This is a genomic window from Candidatus Bathyarchaeota archaeon, from assembly GCA_023131225.1.
In the GTDB taxonomy this organism is placed as follows: Archaea; Thermoproteota; Bathyarchaeia; order Bathyarchaeales; family SOJC01; genus JAGLZW01.
Genome location: JAGLZW010000019.1, coordinates 45,507 through 62,149, shown reverse-complemented (window position 1 = coordinate 62,149; position 16,643 = coordinate 45,507). Strand labels below are relative to the sequence as shown.

Sequence of the window (16,643 nt, the reverse complement as noted above, 5' to 3'; positions counted from 1 at the left end):
ACTCTTTTGAAATAAAATGTCAATATGATTTCTTATTGAAAGAAATATACTCTGGTTGTTTAGTACGATTGAATATTTTTAATATTAATGCTCAAATATTTTTTAGCAAATATACTCTTTTGTTTAATAAATCCATATTTCTAATATGAATCAGCAATATTAATTCATACACTAAGTTTTGCAATGGAAATATAGGGGTTGGTGAAATATTAATAGTCACATTTTGTGAAGCATTAGTAAAGTTTAGCCTAATGTGAGATTTTCTCTAGGATGGTCTGGCATTTTTTGGTTATTTTTGTCTACTCTAGTGTGAATAAGAGACCCCTTGGTTTCCTTTGGAAATTTAATGATGATTACAGTGTTTTTCCATTTTTTCAAACAAATAGTTTGTGAATACTGTTAACTCCAAATAATTGCAATTTTTCCTCCTTTTGTTTGTACGCCGCCGTTTTCAGCTTTTTTACTATGATGTTTTTTTCATAACAATTATATCTTGTGAAGTGTAAAGTGACTGATATTATCTTCTGGTGCGTACTATGCCTGCCAAGAAAATGCGAGTGGAAGTATATGATGAGGATGGTAACCGTTATAATATAACTTTTGAGGGTAAAGTGACTAGAGAAAAGGCTTTATGCTTACTTGATATTGTGGAGTTACTCAGCGGCGTGCATGACAAGGAAGAATTAAAGAATAGCATAGCTAGTGCTTCCAAATTTGACAAAACCAAAACTGTTGCTGAAAAACATTTTCCTTTTGCGTGGTTTTCTTCTAAGGAAATTCTCGTAGCGTACGAACAAGAATTCAATGAACCGATTTCTCTTAGTACGGTTTCTACATATTTAGCAAGAATGGTTGATCGTGGTTTCCTTGCGAGAAGAGGGTTGACCTCTAATAGGAAGTATCAAATTATGGCAAGATTGGCGCAAAACACCCTGAGGATTATGAAAAATAAATAAGCGAAAATGTTACAAAAAGATTTACGTTAAATTGGTTACTTTGTTATTTCGAAGGATTCAGGAGCCCAGCGAATGGATAGAGAAGTTAAAACGGATTTTGGCGAGATGAAGGAAATACTGAGAAGTTACATTGAGAAGGGGCAGTCAGTAGGTTTTAGAGACATAAAAGATGAGCCTTCAATAAACGTAAAACCAGCATTAGCAAATATTGCTCCGCTAAAAAAAGCGAAAACTTGCGACGTACATTTCTTTGCGGTAGATTGTTCGACTAGAACCTTAAAGAGAGCAAACAATTGGGGCATATACCTCTTTCGAGTTTCATACGCTACTGTTAGAAAACGAGAAGTAGACTGGAATTTCAAAGAGAGAATCAAAACGTTGAAGGGAGATTCATATGTACGTCGCAAAATTCTGCAAGAAACGAGGCTTCAATTAGAGAGCGAAATGGCATTAAGGTTACTCCATAAAGCAGATAAAAATGACTATGTTCTTCTCGATGGAGCCAGCTACTTTGGCGGTGAAAGAAAATTTAATGCCATGCTTTATGAGAAATGTGAAAAAAGAGGAATAAAACTACTAGCTATAAGTAAACAATCTCCTAAACTTCATGACGAGAAGGGTCGGGATCTTATTGCTGCGACGTACATGCTTGCCCCTCAGGGACGCTGGGTCTATTACCCGGTTAAGAAAGCCAACATTCATGAACACCTTTATGGCGACATATCTATCATTAAGCTGTGTGAAGACAGTCCGCGGGCCTTCCGCTGTGACGTAATGAGCTATTTAACCAACCACGACATACAATCACTGCTGTCACCTCTTTCTGTGATTTCCGAGGACCCTCGTTGTCTAGGCTATCCAGTGGTATTGTGGCTGGCGCACGATTTTTCGGGTGTTTCTGAGACCAAGCTACTTCAATATCACGTCCAAGTTGAAGAAGAGTTAGCCGACGCCGGACTTCTCGATGTACTTCGCCAAGAAGAGCTTGCCTGCAATTTTGCAGACGAGCTTCATGGAGCAAAACATGCTTTCAATTGGGAGTGGATTGAGCGTGTCTAACCATTTTGGTTCCATATGCGAAGTAAAAGGTGACAAGATATCCTTTTTCTTGAACAAGGGCACAAATCTTTCCTTTGGACAAATAGTTCGCGTAGAGTCCGGTAACAGTAGGTTTTATGCTAGAGTTGTGAATGCCCAAAGCAAGTCTACTCTTGATACTGGTGAGCAACTTCGCGAAGCAGAAGGAAAGGAAGCTTTTGGCCCTTACTCGTGTTACAAAAATATTGAGGCAATTCTTTTTCTTGAAAGAAAAGCTGGAAAGGTTCGGTCTCCGACTTTCAACCCTAACTATATGGACAAAGTATATCCGACAACTGCAGAAGATTCAGACGTATTGAAACTTGCAGGAGAGTTGAAAATAGGGTATCTGCGTTCCGGAGAGCAAACTCTCGGGATTGTAGGGATAAATGTAGATGCAATACCGCGAATGATGGGCATATTTGGCATGACAGGCTCTGGAAAAACCAACACTGAACTAATAATAAATGCACAGTTAGTCGACCACAGTCCAAGAACTGCAGGGTTGATTTTTGACTTCGCTGGGCAATTACTGGAGGGAAAGGAGCTAAATAATAAAGGCTTATGCAATCACCCGTTCTTTCATAGTAGAGTACGATTCTATAGCACAAAAGAGGAAAAACTGCGTATCGGTCTTCGAACACTTCGTCCTTGGAAGTTGCGTAATCTGTATCCCGATATTACCCCTCCTCAAAATCGACTTGCTGAGAAGCTATATCAGCAACTTGGAGAGGGGTGGATTGAAAAGTCAAGAGAAGAATATGAACGGAACGGGCGAACAGGTATTGCCAAAATAACAAGCGCACACAGAGAGACGATTGCTGCTTTAATGAGAAAACTCCTCTCCCTAGATTCAAGGCTTTTCCCTCCCTCTAGATACAGCTTTATTGATGATGTTATTGAAAATATAAGCCAAGGAATCACATGCCTCGTTGACATTTCAGGAATCACAACTGAGGAGCAACATCGTGTAGTTTGTTTAACGGCGTCAGGTGTGGCAAACCATTACAAGTGCATGTGGGAAGCAAAATATGAAGAATGGCAGAAACTGCCTACGTTATTGATAACGCTTGAGGAGGCTCACGAATTTCTAGATCCAAGCAAAGAAAGGACAATTTTCTCTGCTATCGCATTGACATATCGAAAATATCGTGTAGGATTAAACGCAGTGACGCCACGACCTTCTAGGATTAATCCTGATGTGTTTGCAGAGCTTTGGACCAAAGTTATTATGAAAACTGAGTTGAAGGCTGATAGAGAATATCTTACTAGAAATACGCCGTACCTCGAGTACAGTAACACAGAAGTAAAGATGCTTGACATAGGCGAAGCATTATTAATTTCTGAGCCAAAGATTCGATTTGCAGTCCCGGTGAAGGTGACGCACTACCCAGAATACTTAGAAACTAAAGAGAAAGTTGACTACAACCTGCCTCCATCTAAACCCCTTAAGGCTATGGAGAAAAATCTGAAAAGACTACGAAACGCAGCTAGGAACCTCGACACCAACTAGCCTTTCTGCTCAGGTCTACTGAGAATTTTCCGCATCTCTTCTTTCAGATGGTACTTGAAAGGAATTTTGTTGGCGCTACGCTCTAAATAACCACCTTCATAAAGTTTCTTCATCAAACGCGCCGTGTGTTCTCTGCTAAGTTTTATTCGCTCCTTTATTTCCGGCGCTGTCTTTTCTCCTTCAATAGCTAGAAACTCGAGAACTGAAAGTTCAGTTGTAGTCAACGGCGCCAACGCTTTTTCTCGCTTTATTGGAATGGCTGATTCAATTTTTGTTTCCAACTCTATCTGGTGAAACCTTCGTTTCTCCATCTCATCAACTTTCTGTAGCAAGGTATCTCTCATCGACGAAACTTCAACGAACTTATCTTCCAAGACGTCAATTCTAGTTAGCGCCTTTTCCAAAGTAGAAAGGGATTTCACCTTTTTCGCAAGCGCCTGGACCTCTTTTTCCTGCTTTGCCAGTTTTTCAGTAAAAAGCTCGTTATGACTAGAAAGAACATCGACCTTGCGAGCTGAAATCTCAAGCTGGTCCTCCTGTCTTTGCACCTGCCTATTAAAACTGAAAATAACGTCGCCAATAATGCTCTTGGCTTCTACATACTTTTCATGAGCTTCACGGATGCGTTTGCTATACAGAACTGCAACTATCAAAGTGAATACTGACAAGACGCTTACAAAAATAAAGGGGTCTAACATTTTCTGACACTAACCTGTGACTTCAACGTGATTAGCTGTGACCTGTATGACGTCACACCTGAAATCACAGTATTGTTGAACGAAAACTTAAGGTTTATGGTGGGAATGATGTTGATGTGACGTCACAAATCACATCACTATGAAGCGTTTCTTTCGTGCAAGACATGTTATTAGAAAATCATAAAACCACCGTTTTCGTTGGCTAATTCAATATTAATGCTCGTTTTGAGAATGAAAATTAACTTCTCTTAAGTTCTGAGAGTTTTAGTAACTTCCATAAATTGTGTGACATGTGACATCACGAACTGGGTGAAGTCCACGTTTTTGATAGTTGGTTAAGCATTGTTTCAAGTTCTTCGCGCAACATATGTATCATTTGCAGTTGTTTTTTTGCTTGTTGATGGTTACCTTGGAGATCCCTGTATGCTTCTGTATATGATTTTAATTTATTTGCAACTTCGAGATAAGGCATTAGGCTTGCGTCTTCGAGGATGCCAAAGTAGCCAAGAAGAAGTATCGTGTATATTGATTGTATGATGTTTTTTTTCGCTTGCTTTAGTGTTCTATTGAAGGCACCGCGGCTTATTGCTGCCTTTGTTTGCCTTAATTTGGCTTTTTCTTCGTATTTCAACGATTTGGAGGCTAAATTTTCGGCTAAAACGTCTATAAGCAGCGTTTCTAGCTGTGTTCTAGTTAAATTACTGTTTTTTGCAAGTATTTTAGCAAGCGGGTCTTCTAATGAGCGTTTCAGCCAGTTTTGAACGTTTTTTCTGAAGGACAACATCTACTCCCTAGACTTACATGTTGATTGGATACAATTTTGTATACAGGGCGAATATAGTTTTTGTGGTGAAGTTAGAGTGCAAATATGCGCTTTTGAATTGACAAAGGTAAACATTTTATGCTGGGAGAATTAAAGAAAGTCAGGGGAAAAATCTTGCAAATGCGTAGAAAAAAGGCTGAGAGACTAGAAAATATTAAACCATCTGGGATTCGCCGTCTTTTTGCGCTAACTCAGAATATGCCTAACCTCATAAGCCTTGGTTTGGGAGAGCCGGACTTTACACCACCTGTGCACGTCTTGGAGGCCGCTAAGCAAGCAATAATTGAAGGAAAAACGCATTACACACCTTCAAACGGAATTCCAGAATTGCTGGAAGCCTTGGCGAAGAAGTTCACTCGAGAATATGGCCTTTTTTATAATCCAGAAAACGAAATCTTAGTTACTGTTGGTGCAACAGAAGCAGTTTTTCTTGCCTTGTTAGCTTTCATAAATCCAGGCGATGAGGTGTTGATACCGGACCCTGGCTTTGTGTGTTATGAACCAGCAGTGTTAATTGCGGGAGGGACTCCTGTTTCAATGCCGATGCTTGAGGATGACGGTTTCAAGCCGGATATAGAGACTGTGACGTCACTTATCACGGAGAAGTCACGTGTGATTATTCTCAATTTCCCCAATAACCCTACAGGATCCATTTTGACCTATGATGAGTTAGCTGAGTTGGCGAAGCTTGCAGTCGAAAAAGATCTAATTATTATTTCTGATGAGGTTTATGAAAAAATTATTTATGATAATGCGAAGCATTATTGCTTGGCAACGTTTCCTGGTATGCGTGAGCGGACGATAGTTGTAAATTCTTTTTCTAAAACATATGCCATGACAGGTTTTCGTGTTGGATACGCGTTAGGACACGAGGATTTAATCTCACCTATGTTGCTAACTCAGCAATTTACAGTGGCATGTGTCGATGGGCCAGCTCAATATGCTGCTACGGCGGCTTTGGAAGGCCCACAAAAGTTTGTGTCGGAAATGGTTTCTAAATTTGATAAACGACGCAGACTTATCTATAGACGATTAGATGAAATTGAAGGGTTCAGTTGCTTTATTCCAAAAGGTGCTTTCTATGCGTTTCCGAATATTAAATCGTTCAAAACAACATCTGCTGATTTTTCTGAGTTCCTATTAAAAGAGGCAAAAGTGGCTGTGACGCCTGGCTCTTCGTTTGGCAAATATGGCGAAAACTATTTGCGGTTTTCATTTGCTACGTCATATGAAAAAATCAATGAGGCGCTGGATAGGATAGAGAAAGCTGTTGGGAATGCTAAGACCACGTAATTTCGTAAGCTAGGTGTAGACAAGCAGCTTTTAACGCTTTTTGACATCGTGTTCTATATGCTTATTTGTATCACGTAGACATCACATATGTGTGATTCTTGTGACATCACAGGTTTTCCGAAAGTTCCTTCAATGAAGCGTATAATTCTGGTCTTAAATCGCGAAGGGTGGGAACAAAGGCTTCTATTGGCTTTAGGTCTTCATAGTTTACGCGTCCAAATGAAATGTCTTCATCATTATATTTTGATTGGGTAATTATAGTGCCACTTGGACTTATGAGACGGCTTCCTCCCCAAAATTGAAGACCATTTTCTATGCCAACGAGGTTTACGTATGCCAAGAAGCATGTGTTTTCTATTGCTCTAGCGGCTGTGAGAGTTTCGAAGAATTTTTTCCTTACAGCAGGGGAGGCTGAGATGCAGATTATGAATTTTGCTCCTTGCAGTCGCAGTGCACGTGTTACTTCTGGGAAGAATATATCGTAGCATATGATTATGCCGAGTTTTCCAATGCTTGTTTCGAAGACGGGTGTTTGATATCCTAGTCTGAAGTATCTTTTTTCTTCGAAGACACTGTGGGTTGGTAGGTGCATTTTTCTATATTTGCCGATGTAGCCTTCTGGACCTATCAGTACGGCTGTATTGTAGAGTATTCCTTTTCCTTTTTCGCTGAACTCCGGCGTTCCGTAGATTGTGTAGAGGTTTTCTTTTTTGGCTATTTTCTCGATTTTTTCGGTGGTGGGTCCCGGGATTTCTTCAGCGAGTTCATATGTTAGGTCTCGAGTGGTGTAGCCTGTCAGGGACATTTCAGGGAAAACGATGATGGCGGCTTTTTGCTTTCTGGCTTGTTGGGCATATTTTGCCATTTTGTTGATGTTATGTCTTTTGTTTCCAATTTTGCATGGGAATTGTGCGAGGGCTACTTTAAATTCTTCTTTCATGTTATACTACCTCTGTTACACGGGCGAGTCTGAAGTCGGCGTTTATAGTTCGATATTGGAGTTTGGTTGTTAGGGGCATTTGTCTTTTATGTTCTGTTTGTAGCCATCTTTTTTTAACGGTTGCGATTGTTTTGGCGGGTAGATGTAGTTGTTTTGCTATTGATTTGGTGGGCATGAAGTGTTCTAGGCCGTAGAGGATTAGGTCGAGGATTTCATATTTTAGGCCGATTTCTTCTTCTGCGGTTTGGTTTGGCCAGAGGCCCGGGGTTGATGGCTTTTTTGCTATTGCTGGTGGTATGCTTAGGTGGAGGGCGAGTTGCCGGACTTGGGTTTTGTATAGATCCATGATGGGGGAGATGTCTGCGGCTGCGTCTCCCCATTTGGTGTAGTAGCCTATCATTGTTTCGCTTTTGTCGCTGCTGCCTGCAACGATGCGGTTTTGGCGGTTGGCATAGTAGTACCAGACAAGCATGCGGGTTCGAACCTTGAGGTTGCCTCGGCTAAGTTTGTCTTTTGGGTTGTAGTCTGGGATGGTTTTGTATAGAATGCTTAGAGTTTGAGTGAGATCGATGGTTTTCAATTTGAATTTGAATTTTTCAGCGAGGAGCTTTACGTGTTTGTGGTCAGTTTTGTTGTAGGTTTCCTCTTCTGGCATGTATAAACCCAAGACTTTGTTAGGGCCTATGGCTTTTGTGGCTAGGACGGCTGTGGTGGCGCTGTCTATTCCTCCTGAGATGCCTAGGACTATCCCTTTTGTTTTGGTTTTATTTATGTAATCCTTGATGAAGCGTGTGATTTTCTGTTGCGTGGTTGCTGGGTTGATTTGGAGTAGTTTGTTTGTTAATTTCATGACGCGGGTTTCCTTTCTGTCTGTTTGGTATTGGTTGCTTTTATCTTTAAAGGATTGAGAACTTTGTATGCGCTTCTCAGAGCTCTATAGATTTTGTTTGGGCCCAGACAGGCATCCATCAGGTTTAAAATATGAGTAGAGACATGAGGCAAAACGCTTTTAGATATGTTGCAGTCTTTTTGACCTTGTTGGTGCCGGGGTGGCAGAGCGGTAATGCGCCGGCCTCGAGATCCATAGTGTTTAGAAGTGGGCTAGTCAGCCGGTGGGTCTTTGACCCTCAGGGGTTCAAATCCTCTCCCCGGCGCCAAAATTCAAACACCAGTGCTAGTGACTGGATATCTACAACTTTCAAAAGGGAATAAGGGACAGATAGCCGCTGATACGAGCGAAATTAAGTGGTAGAGCGTGGATTCTTTCCTTCAGCACAAGGTTCCGATATGGTTGATGACTCTATTTGCAATCGTAGGTGCATTGGGCCTATTTTTCTTGTTATATCAAAAGCGCCATTGATATTCTATGTTGCAAATGGTCTGATACATGTCCTATTATTGATGGGTTGGCCATATTTACCTTTAAAGGATGAACTTGAACATGGACTGCACTTTTTCTGGGGTCCCTATTTTCTTTTCACAATCTCTTGGTAACACTCACAGTGTTTCTCACTTCTGTAAAATATGAGGGCGCTTCTGGCTTTCTTCATCTTTCAGAAACCTTCTGGTACGCCCTTGCGCACGGTCTATTCTTCGCCTTCTATAAGCTTGAAACCGCAAAGCCCTTGTAGTATTTAGTGTTTTTTATCGCTGTTTTTTTGGAATTCGCGAACCATCATGTTAGCATTTCAAGCTGCAGGGGTGCAGTGTAACTTAACGTGGAGATGATAAGACACAGACTAAAAAACGGTAATGGCTGCAAACTCGTATGCTGCTTCAATTCTATTGTCTCCTCCATACGTGCCATATTGGAATACGGTTGCCTATGTTATTAAAAGAGAGTCTAGAACACTCTTTACCTTTAAGGAACGCTTATAAGAATCAAAGGCCAGCATCTGATGATAAGATTTTGGGATACCGCAAAACTTGTTCAACGAATATGAACCTCGCTCAAACCGCCTTTCACTTATAACAGTGGCAGTGATTGCCCTCATAGTAGTCGCCGGTATTGTTGGAAGTATCTACACATATCAACTATGCTCAAGTAGGATTAGAGAGCTAGAAAACAAAGTTGCAACCCTTCAAACCCAAATCTCCGCCATGACAGAGGCTCTAGGAAGCTACAACCAAACCCTTGTAGGAAATATATCGCTTTCCGAGCTCTACGATGGCATCAAAGACTCTGTAGTTTTGATTCGTGGGCAAACAGCTCACGGGGCGGTGGCAGGCTCAGGGTTTGTCTATAATTATTCAAGTGATTCCTTTTCAGGTCCGATTGTGATCACGAACTACCATGTGGTTCAAGGTACAACGAGCTGTTCCGTCACTTTCACAAATGGCTATGCATATTCTGCCAGTGTTCTTGGCTCAGACGTTTATGTTGACCTTGCTGTTCTCTCCGTTGACGGTGCTCCTCCAGAAGAATTCAAACCTCTTCCTATAGTCAGCTCCTCGCTGGTCAGAGTGGGTGATTTCGTAATAGCCATAGGTAATCCCTACGAGTTAATCGGCTCCATGACAACGGGCATCGTTAGCCAGCTTGGAAGAGCAATTCCTGAAGAGCTTGCAGGCGGATATTCTATTGCCAATGTCATACAAATTAGTGCTCCTATCAATCCGGGTAACTCCGGCGGTCCACTGTTGAACTCTAAGGGTCAAGTGGTGGGCGTTACATTTGCCATAATCGAAAACTCGACAGGAGTAGGCTTTGCCATACCCTCCGATGCAATCCTCCGCGAGATTGCTTGGCTTGTGAATGGTGACAGTTATCCACATTCTTGGATCGGAGTGATGGGAATGGATATGACCTATGAGTTTGCTCAGGAGATGGGCACCTCAACCACTTATGGATGGTTAATACTGGATGTGACTTCTCTCAGTCCCGCCGCAAAATATGGGTTAAAAGCTGATGACATAATCCTCATCATGAACGACACACAAATAATAAACGGCGACGAAATTTCCAGCTACCTTGAAGAATATACATCGCCAGGCCAAACGACCAACATAACGGTGGAAAGAGTCGGTTCTGAAATGATTATTCCTCTTGTGCTTGGGACTCGCCCACCACCAAGCTGAAAAAAGAGATGACAATAAATCTTCTAAGTTCAACGTTTAGTGCCGCTTCATAGCGGCGTTTTTCCGACAGGTTTCCGTTTCAACTCAGTTCCGCAAATTTCGCAACGTTTATGCTGATAATCTGCTGGGTATTTGTGGTGGCATGCGGGGCAGTAAAGCATCCAGTGGAAGCGATAGCGTATTCCAAAGGTCATTAACGGCGCAAATTTTATGCCTACTTGGTTGGCCACGTTTTGTATGGAGTAGTCGTCTGTGACGATTTGAGGGTTGTAGCCCATGTCTTTCAGTTCTAATGCCAATGCTAAGACTTGTTGATCTGCGTCTGAGAGGAAGAGCAGGTCGCCAACGGCTTTTGATGACGCCTTAATCCTTTTAACATAGTCTGCTCGGGGTGTTTTGACTTTCAGCTTTCCGTTTTCAAGGGCAGCAATAAATCGGGTCCAAGGTAGCGAGTTAGTAATAAGTTCGTGTTCAACTTCTGGCACTGAATATTGAATGTCTTGGATTGAGAGGGGTTCGAATCCAGCTATGAAGGCCGAAGTGTCTAAGACGATTGTTTTTTGTTTGTCAATTTTTGTCAGCATCGTCCTCCCTTCGGATATAACAGCCTACTCTTGAGCCGCCGATAGAATCCCTCTTTGAAGCGAATAAACGAAGTTACATTATCCGACTTCATAATCGTTAAATGAGGGTTTCGTTTCTCAACGAGTTTCCGATAGTGTCCATCAACCACAACTAACACTGCATGTGGTCTCTCTATTTCTATTGTAAGTGTGCTGTTTTCGGAGAAAACGATTGGCGGGAACGGTACTAATGGACATACTGGCGTAAGGACAAAGACGTTGGTCTCAGGGTCTAAAACTGGCCCCCCTGCTGCTATTGAATAGCCTGTTGAACCAGTCGGTGATGCAACCAGAATGCCATCTGCTTGACAATCCAAAATCCGGTCGCCGTCTTTCCAGAGATTTGCATACAACAACTTGACAGGTGCGTCTGCAGAAATAAAAACTTCGTTTAGCGCATCTGGCAGTACTTCACCTTCGACAGAAGCTGCCAACTTCTTGCAGCGTTCAAGTGTAAACTTTTCTTCAAAGACCTTTTCCACTGCGGATACTGCATCTTCGGGGGATACTTCAGCCAGGAAGCCTCGCTCACCCATGTTGATGGCGAGGATTGGAGGTTCAGGCTTCGGGATGTGAATGCAGGTTCTTAGTATGGTTCCGTCGCCGCCTATAGTGATGATGAAATCTGGTTTCCATTCTTTGAGGGGCGTAGCTATGTCCGTTTTATTGATTTGCTCAGCGATTTCAGGATCCACAACAATGTCTAGCCCTTTCTCTTCTAGATGATTCAGCAGTTTTATGGCCAGGTCTAATGCTTTTTTCTTGTCATTTCGGGCCGTCAAGCCCACACTTTTGAACACCATTGCAATCGCATCTAAAGCCTTTGCAGTAACCTTAACCTATTTATTTTAGTTGTTAAACATTGCTGTATATTGGTTGCTGATATAGATGAGCAAACCTGTTGATGTTGGGGCTCTTCGCGTCGGTAGATATGTGATTGTTGATAACGAGCCGTGCCGTGTTGTAAGCCTTACAAAGTCCAAACCTGGCAAGCACGGCGCTGCTAAGGCGAGAGTTGTTGCTATAGGAGTTTTCGACGGCACCAAAAGAACTTTCGTTAAGCCCATAAGCGCGCAAATGGAGATGCCCTTGATTGAGAAGAGGAGTGGCCAAATTCTCGCTCTGTTGCCAGCTGCCATTCAGATAATGGACCTGGAAAACTACGAAGTTTTTGAGGCAACATACCCTGACGAGGAAAAATTAAAACAGAAGTTAGTGTCTGGCATCGAAGTCGAGTACTGGCGCATCTTAGGAAGAACCAAAATAATGCGAACTAAGGGATAACTGCATCTATTACTTTCTTCAATAGCTTTTTCTAAAGAAGTTGAAACCGTTGAAAAACGTAACTCAGATACGACTTAAGCGTGGAATAACCGTCGCCCAATTGACCAGAGAAATGGACAACTGTGGAGTTTTAGGTGCTGGAAAACTAGGGAAGGCAGCAAGGCTTGTCACAGGAATGTTCAAGAACCCAGACTATACCGTCTTTTTAACCTTAGCCGGGGCACTTGTTCCTGGCGGCTTGAGAAACATAATTGCTCAACTCATCGAGAGCGGCCATGTAAACGTGGTTGTGACCACTGGTGCTAACATGGTTCATGACATGGTTGAAGCTTTAGGCTACAGGCACAAGGTAGGCACGTTCAGAGCTGAAGATGAACAACTAAAGAGAGAAGATATTGGTAGAATAGGCGACATTTACATAGAACACAGAGCCTTTAAAGACTTGGAGAAATGGCTTTATCAACTTCTTGAAGAAATACCAGAGCAGAGACGTCTACGAATTTCTCCTTCCGACCTGCTTTTCGAAATTGGGAAACGGATAGCCGACCAAAACTCTATTTTAGCGACGGCTGCAAGAAAAAACGTGCCAGTAATTTGCCCAGGCCTACCAGATTCGATAGTGGGATTCCAACTTTGGATCTACGGACAAGACAAAAAACTAGTTCTCGATCCTCTTGGCGACGTGTCTAAGCTTGTGGATGAGGTTTATGAGGCTAAAAAATCAGGCACCATAATTCTAGGCGGCGGATTACCAAAGCATTTTGCCTTATTTGCCAACACTTTCCGTGAGGGAGTAGATGCGGCAGTTCAGATTACTATGGATAGGCCTGAGCCAGGCGGCTTGAGCGGTGCATCTTTGGAGGAGGCCATTAGCTGGAGCAAAGTCAAATCCGCAGAGAACACCGTTACCGTTATCTGTGATGCCACAATCGCTTTTCCGCTTATTGTTGCGGCTGCTTTGGAAGAGTTCTAGCTTTCCCACCAATGCAGGCATATGTGCCTGGGCTTGCATTTTAGACTCAAAGCTAAACGTGGCGAATCCCAGAGACTTTAAAAGCTTACTAGAGATACTGGGAGTAAACGAAGTGACTTGGAAATGGCTGAAGTTGAGATGATCTGGGATCTCTCACAACTTGTTAAGAAAATAGACACAGCTTCAATTCGAGAAGAACATGAGTCCATGGTTGCTGAAGCTGAAAAAATGAGAAAGGAATATCGTAGTAGAATCGAGAATCTTGATGCACAAGGGCTCCTGAAATTTTTGGAGATGAAGGACGCATATACTCTGAGATTCGAAGGAGTGACACGGTATTGTCGTCTAATGTATTCCGCCGACACCACTAACAGCGTGGCCAAACAGCTCAACGATGCGGTACTCAAAGCATCCACGAAAGTTGGTCAGGCATTGGCGTTCATAGAGATTGAGTTGGGCAAGCTCCTTGCCAAGAAGACATCATTAGTGGAGAGCCCGGTACTGGCAGAGTACAAACATTATCTTGAAAGAATCCTGAGAATGGTGCCTCATTTGCTCTCAGAGATTGAGGAGCGTTTGATAATTGTCAAAGACAGGAACGGGATTAATTCTTGGGAGAGACTTCAAATTGATTGGCTTTCTACTAGAACCTTCGACATAGAAATCGAAGGGAAGAAGAAGACACTTCCATATGGCGAAATTATAGGCTTGTACGAGAGTCAGAATCGTGGCCTTCGAAAGAGAGCAAACCAGATAGTTTACGAAAATCTTGGGAAGGATGATATTATTTGGGCTAGCGCTATCCGCGCGGTATGTGAAGATCACATGCAAATGTGTAAACTGAGGAAATATCCTACTCCAATGACTCGAAGCTTGATTGATAACGATGTTGACCAACAAACTATTGATAGCTTAATGAGAACTATTGAAAAGAACGTAGAATTATACAGAAGATATCTGCGGCTAAAGGCTAGGCTCATGGGTCTAGAAAAGATAGCTAACTACGATTTAGTTGCTCCTCTATCCAAAGCGTTAGAAACGGACTACAGCTGGAAGGAATCCCGACAGGAAATAGTAGAGGCCTATATGGGGTTTGATGAGGAGATTGGGGTTTGGGTTGATGAGATGTTCCAGAAAAGGCACATTGACGGAAAAATACGGAAAGGCAAAGAATCGGGAGCCTTCTGTGCTTCTTGGCTCGCTGGAAAGAGTGCATACATTCTCCAAAGTTTCAACGGAAAGATGGGCGCGGTCTACACGTTGGCACACGAACTTGGTCATGCCATCCACGCATATCTCGGTTCAAGAGCCCAGAAGCCAAGTAACTACGAGATAGGTAGTTGCATTGCGGAAACTGGAAGCACATTCGGTGAACTGCTCTTAACTGAAAGGTTACTCTCTAAGGCAAAGTCAAAAGAGGAGAAGCAGGTGATTCTCGCCCACATACTCGACGAGTTTGGCATGGCAGCTTTCCAAGTTTCGGGACGACTATTCTTTGAGCAAAGCATGTATGGCGCCATAGAACGAGGTGAGTTCCTAGATGGGGAAACCATAGCCAAGTTATGGGTGGCGGCACGAGACAAAATCTACGGGGCCTCAGTTGATTGGCTAAAAGTGATGAAATGGGAGTGGACGATGAAACCCCACTACTACATGGCGAACTATCGCTTCTACAACTATCCATACGTCTATGCTCAGCTATTCGTATTTGCCCTCTACCGAATCTACAAAGAAGAAGGAAAAATTTTTGTCCCCAAATTAAAGAGGATCTTGGCTGCAGGCTCCAGCAAGTCTCCTCGTGAACTTGCTGTTGAATTAGACTTTGACATTACCAAGGAGACATTTTGGGAGAAAGGAATGCAGCAAGCTAAAGAATTCATTAGTATACTAGAAGAAACACTCTAGCCACATCAAATGGACACAATCATTCAACTGTTCTCGCGTACGTGGAGAGGACCTAATTAGACGTGTATAAGGCCTTCTGGAAAGCTCCAAACCCTATTTAAGCATGCACCAGTTTTAAAGATAAAGTGAGAAGTATGGCGTTAGAACGTCTTGGCTCATCTATTCATGGCGCTTTAAAAAAGGTTTTTAGAGCCGCTGTCGTTGACGAAGCAACAGTGAAGGAACTTGTCCGCGACATTCAAAGAGCGCTTTTACAGGCTGATGTAAACGTACAGTTAGTTCTCAGCATATCAAAACGAATTGAAGATAGAGCTTTGAAAGAAGAGCTTCCCCCCGGCATCTCCCGAAAAGAACACGTAGTGAAAGTTGTTTATGAAGAAATAACCCGCTTTCTCGGAGAGAAACCCGTCCCATTAAAGATTGAGCCGGGCAAACGCCGTATTATTATGCTTGTCGGTATTCAAGGCTCAGGAAAGACTACCGCCTCTGCTAAGCTCGCTCGATATTTGCAAAAAAGAGGTTTGAAACCCGCCTTAGTATGTGTAGACACGTTCAGACCTGGTGCCTTCGACCAATTAAAGCAACTAGCCAGCCGCATAAACATTCCTGTGTACGGCGACCCAAAATCAAAAAACACAATTAACATTGCTCGGAAAGGATTGAAAGAATTTCAAAACCGGGACTTTGTTATTATTGACACATCAGGACGCCACAAAGAAGAGAAAAGCCTTATCGAAGAGATGAAACAGCTAGAGAAAGCCATTAAGCCAGACGAGGTAATGCTTGTTATAGATGGCACTATAGGGCAGCAAGCTGCGATTCAAGCCAAGGCGTTCCACGAAGCCACTCCAATAGGCTCAATTTTGATATCTAAATTGGACGGCTCTGCTCGTGGAGGCGGCGCACTGTCGGCAGTTGCGACCATAGGTTCTCCAATCAAATTCATCAGCACCGGTGAGAAAATCGAAGATATCGAAGCCTTTGTGCCATCCCGCTTCGTTGGGCGTCTCTTGGGCATGGGAGACCTAGAAAGCCTCATAGAAAAAGTCCGAGAAGCTGAAATCAAAATTCCAGAGAAAAAAGCTAAACAGATACTCAGCGGCAAATTCTCCCTCACCGATATGTACCAGCAATTCGAAGCCATGAAAGGAATGGGCACCTTTAAACGTCTCTTAAAAATGTTACCTGGCATGTCCTATAACATTCCAGACGACATGATTGACATGGCTCAAGACCGACTGGAAAAATGGCGTGTCATCATTCAGTCAATGACTCCGAAAGAGCGGGGAACCCCGAAAATCTTGTCTTCTTCTCGTATACGCCGGGTCGCGAGAGGGTCGGGGACTTCGGAGAAAGAGGTTAAGGAGCTTTTGCAGCAGTACAATATGATGCGGCGAATGATGAAACAATTGCGACGTAAAAAGCTTCCTTTCTTGACTGGAAAGAAACTTCCAAAGGGCTTCAGGTAGGCAGCAACACC

At 42.7% G+C, this 16,643-nt stretch carries 15 protein-coding genes and 1 tRNA gene; 10 read left to right on the top strand and 6 right to left on the bottom strand.

The window, feature by feature from the left end; all coding sequences use genetic code 11:
- Nucleotides 1-536 precede the first annotated feature (536 nt).
- From KAU88_05035 to KAU88_05025, 3 genes are all read left to right on the top strand, one after another.
- Nucleotides 537-956 carry a hypothetical protein gene (locus tag KAU88_05035; protein ID MCK4477873.1) on the top strand — a complete coding sequence of 140 codons (420 nt, stop codon included), beginning with the start codon at nucleotides 537-539 and terminating at the stop codon, nucleotides 954-956.
- Nucleotides 957-1,028: 72 nt separating this feature from the next.
- Nucleotides 1,029-2,015, top strand: coding sequence for a DNA double-strand break repair nuclease NurA (locus KAU88_05030; protein MCK4477872.1), 987 nt, complete (start codon nucleotides 1,029-1,031; stop codon nucleotides 2,013-2,015).
- Complete coding sequence (locus KAU88_05025; GenBank protein MCK4477871.1) at nucleotides 1,981-3,546, top strand: ATP-binding protein; 1,566 nt, start codon at nucleotides 1,981-1,983, stop codon at nucleotides 3,544-3,546. The genes KAU88_05030 and KAU88_05025 overlap by 35 nt, the downstream gene beginning before the upstream one ends.
- On the opposite strand, the gene KAU88_05020 is transcribed toward KAU88_05025, so the two are convergent.
- Entirely contained in the window at nucleotides 3,543-4,244 is a 702-nt protein-coding gene (locus tag KAU88_05020) for a MarR family transcriptional regulator (GenBank protein MCK4477870.1), read from the bottom strand. The two genes, KAU88_05025 and KAU88_05020, sit on opposite strands and share 4 nt — an antisense overlap.
- A gap of 298 nt (nucleotides 4,245-4,542) precedes the next feature.
- A complete protein-coding gene (locus tag KAU88_05015) occupies nucleotides 4,543-5,025 on the bottom strand; it encodes a hypothetical protein (protein ID MCK4477869.1) in 483 nt (160 codons plus the stop codon).
- Between the two features lie 162 nt (nucleotides 5,026-5,187).
- On the opposite strand from KAU88_05015, the gene KAU88_05010 reads away from it, so the two are divergent.
- Nucleotides 5,188-6,360: a pyridoxal phosphate-dependent aminotransferase gene (locus KAU88_05010; GenBank protein MCK4477868.1), complete on the top strand. Its 1,173-nt coding sequence runs from the start codon at nucleotides 5,188-5,190 to the stop codon at nucleotides 6,358-6,360.
- A 106-nt stretch (nucleotides 6,361-6,466) separates the two neighbouring features.
- Here the strand turns inward: KAU88_05010 and KAU88_05005 are convergent, their stop codons facing one another.
- The gene (locus KAU88_05005) at nucleotides 6,467-7,300 is read right to left on the bottom strand and encodes a carbon-nitrogen hydrolase family protein (GenBank protein MCK4477867.1); all 834 of its coding nucleotides are present in this window, start codon (nucleotides 7,298-7,300) and stop codon (nucleotides 6,467-6,469) included.
- Between the two features lies 1 nt (nucleotide 7,301).
- Nucleotides 7,302-8,150 carry an NAD+ synthase gene (locus KAU88_05000; GenBank protein MCK4477866.1) on the bottom strand — a complete coding sequence of 283 codons (849 nt, stop codon included), beginning with the start codon at nucleotides 8,148-8,150 and terminating at the stop codon, nucleotides 7,302-7,304.
- Between the two features lie 193 nt (nucleotides 8,151-8,343).
- On the opposite strand from KAU88_05000, the gene KAU88_04995 reads away from it, so the two are divergent.
- Both KAU88_04995 and KAU88_04990 read left to right on the top strand, forming a co-directional pair.
- Nucleotides 8,344-8,457: transfer RNA gene (locus KAU88_04995), tRNA-Ser, on the top strand.
- A 769-nt stretch (nucleotides 8,458-9,226) separates the two neighbouring features.
- Nucleotides 9,227-10,378, top strand: coding sequence for a trypsin-like peptidase domain-containing protein (locus KAU88_04990; GenBank protein ID MCK4477865.1), 1,152 nt, complete (start codon nucleotides 9,227-9,229; stop codon nucleotides 10,376-10,378).
- A gap of 47 nt (nucleotides 10,379-10,425) precedes the next feature.
- Here KAU88_04990 and KAU88_04985 read toward each other — a convergent pair whose 3' ends face one another.
- Complete coding sequence (locus KAU88_04985) at nucleotides 10,426-10,962, bottom strand: ribonuclease VapC (protein ID MCK4477864.1); 537 nt, start codon at nucleotides 10,960-10,962, stop codon at nucleotides 10,426-10,428.
- A complete protein-coding gene (locus KAU88_04980) occupies nucleotides 10,956-11,789 on the bottom strand; it encodes an NAD(+)/NADH kinase (protein ID MCK4477863.1) in 834 nt (277 codons plus the stop codon). Before KAU88_04980 ends, KAU88_04985 begins: the two co-directional genes overlap by 7 nt.
- A 100-nt stretch (nucleotides 11,790-11,889) precedes the next feature.
- Between KAU88_04980 and KAU88_04975 the strand changes: the two genes are divergently transcribed.
- From KAU88_04975 to ffh, 4 genes are all read left to right on the top strand, one after another.
- Complete coding sequence (locus tag KAU88_04975) at nucleotides 11,890-12,285, top strand: translation initiation factor IF-5A (GenBank protein MCK4477862.1); 396 nt, start codon at nucleotides 11,890-11,892, stop codon at nucleotides 12,283-12,285.
- A gap of 49 nt (nucleotides 12,286-12,334) precedes the next feature.
- Nucleotides 12,335-13,258: a deoxyhypusine synthase gene (locus KAU88_04970; GenBank protein ID MCK4477861.1), complete on the top strand. Its 924-nt coding sequence runs from the start codon at nucleotides 12,335-12,337 to the stop codon at nucleotides 13,256-13,258.
- A gap of 123 nt (nucleotides 13,259-13,381) precedes the next feature.
- Nucleotides 13,382-15,163, top strand: coding sequence for a M3 family oligoendopeptidase (locus KAU88_04965; protein MCK4477860.1), 1,782 nt, complete (start codon nucleotides 13,382-13,384; stop codon nucleotides 15,161-15,163).
- A 134-nt stretch (nucleotides 15,164-15,297) separates the two neighbouring features.
- Entirely contained in the window at nucleotides 15,298-16,632 is a 1,335-nt protein-coding gene (ffh, locus tag KAU88_04960; protein MCK4477859.1) for a signal recognition particle protein, read from the top strand.
- Nucleotides 16,633-16,643: the final 11 nt, after the last annotated feature.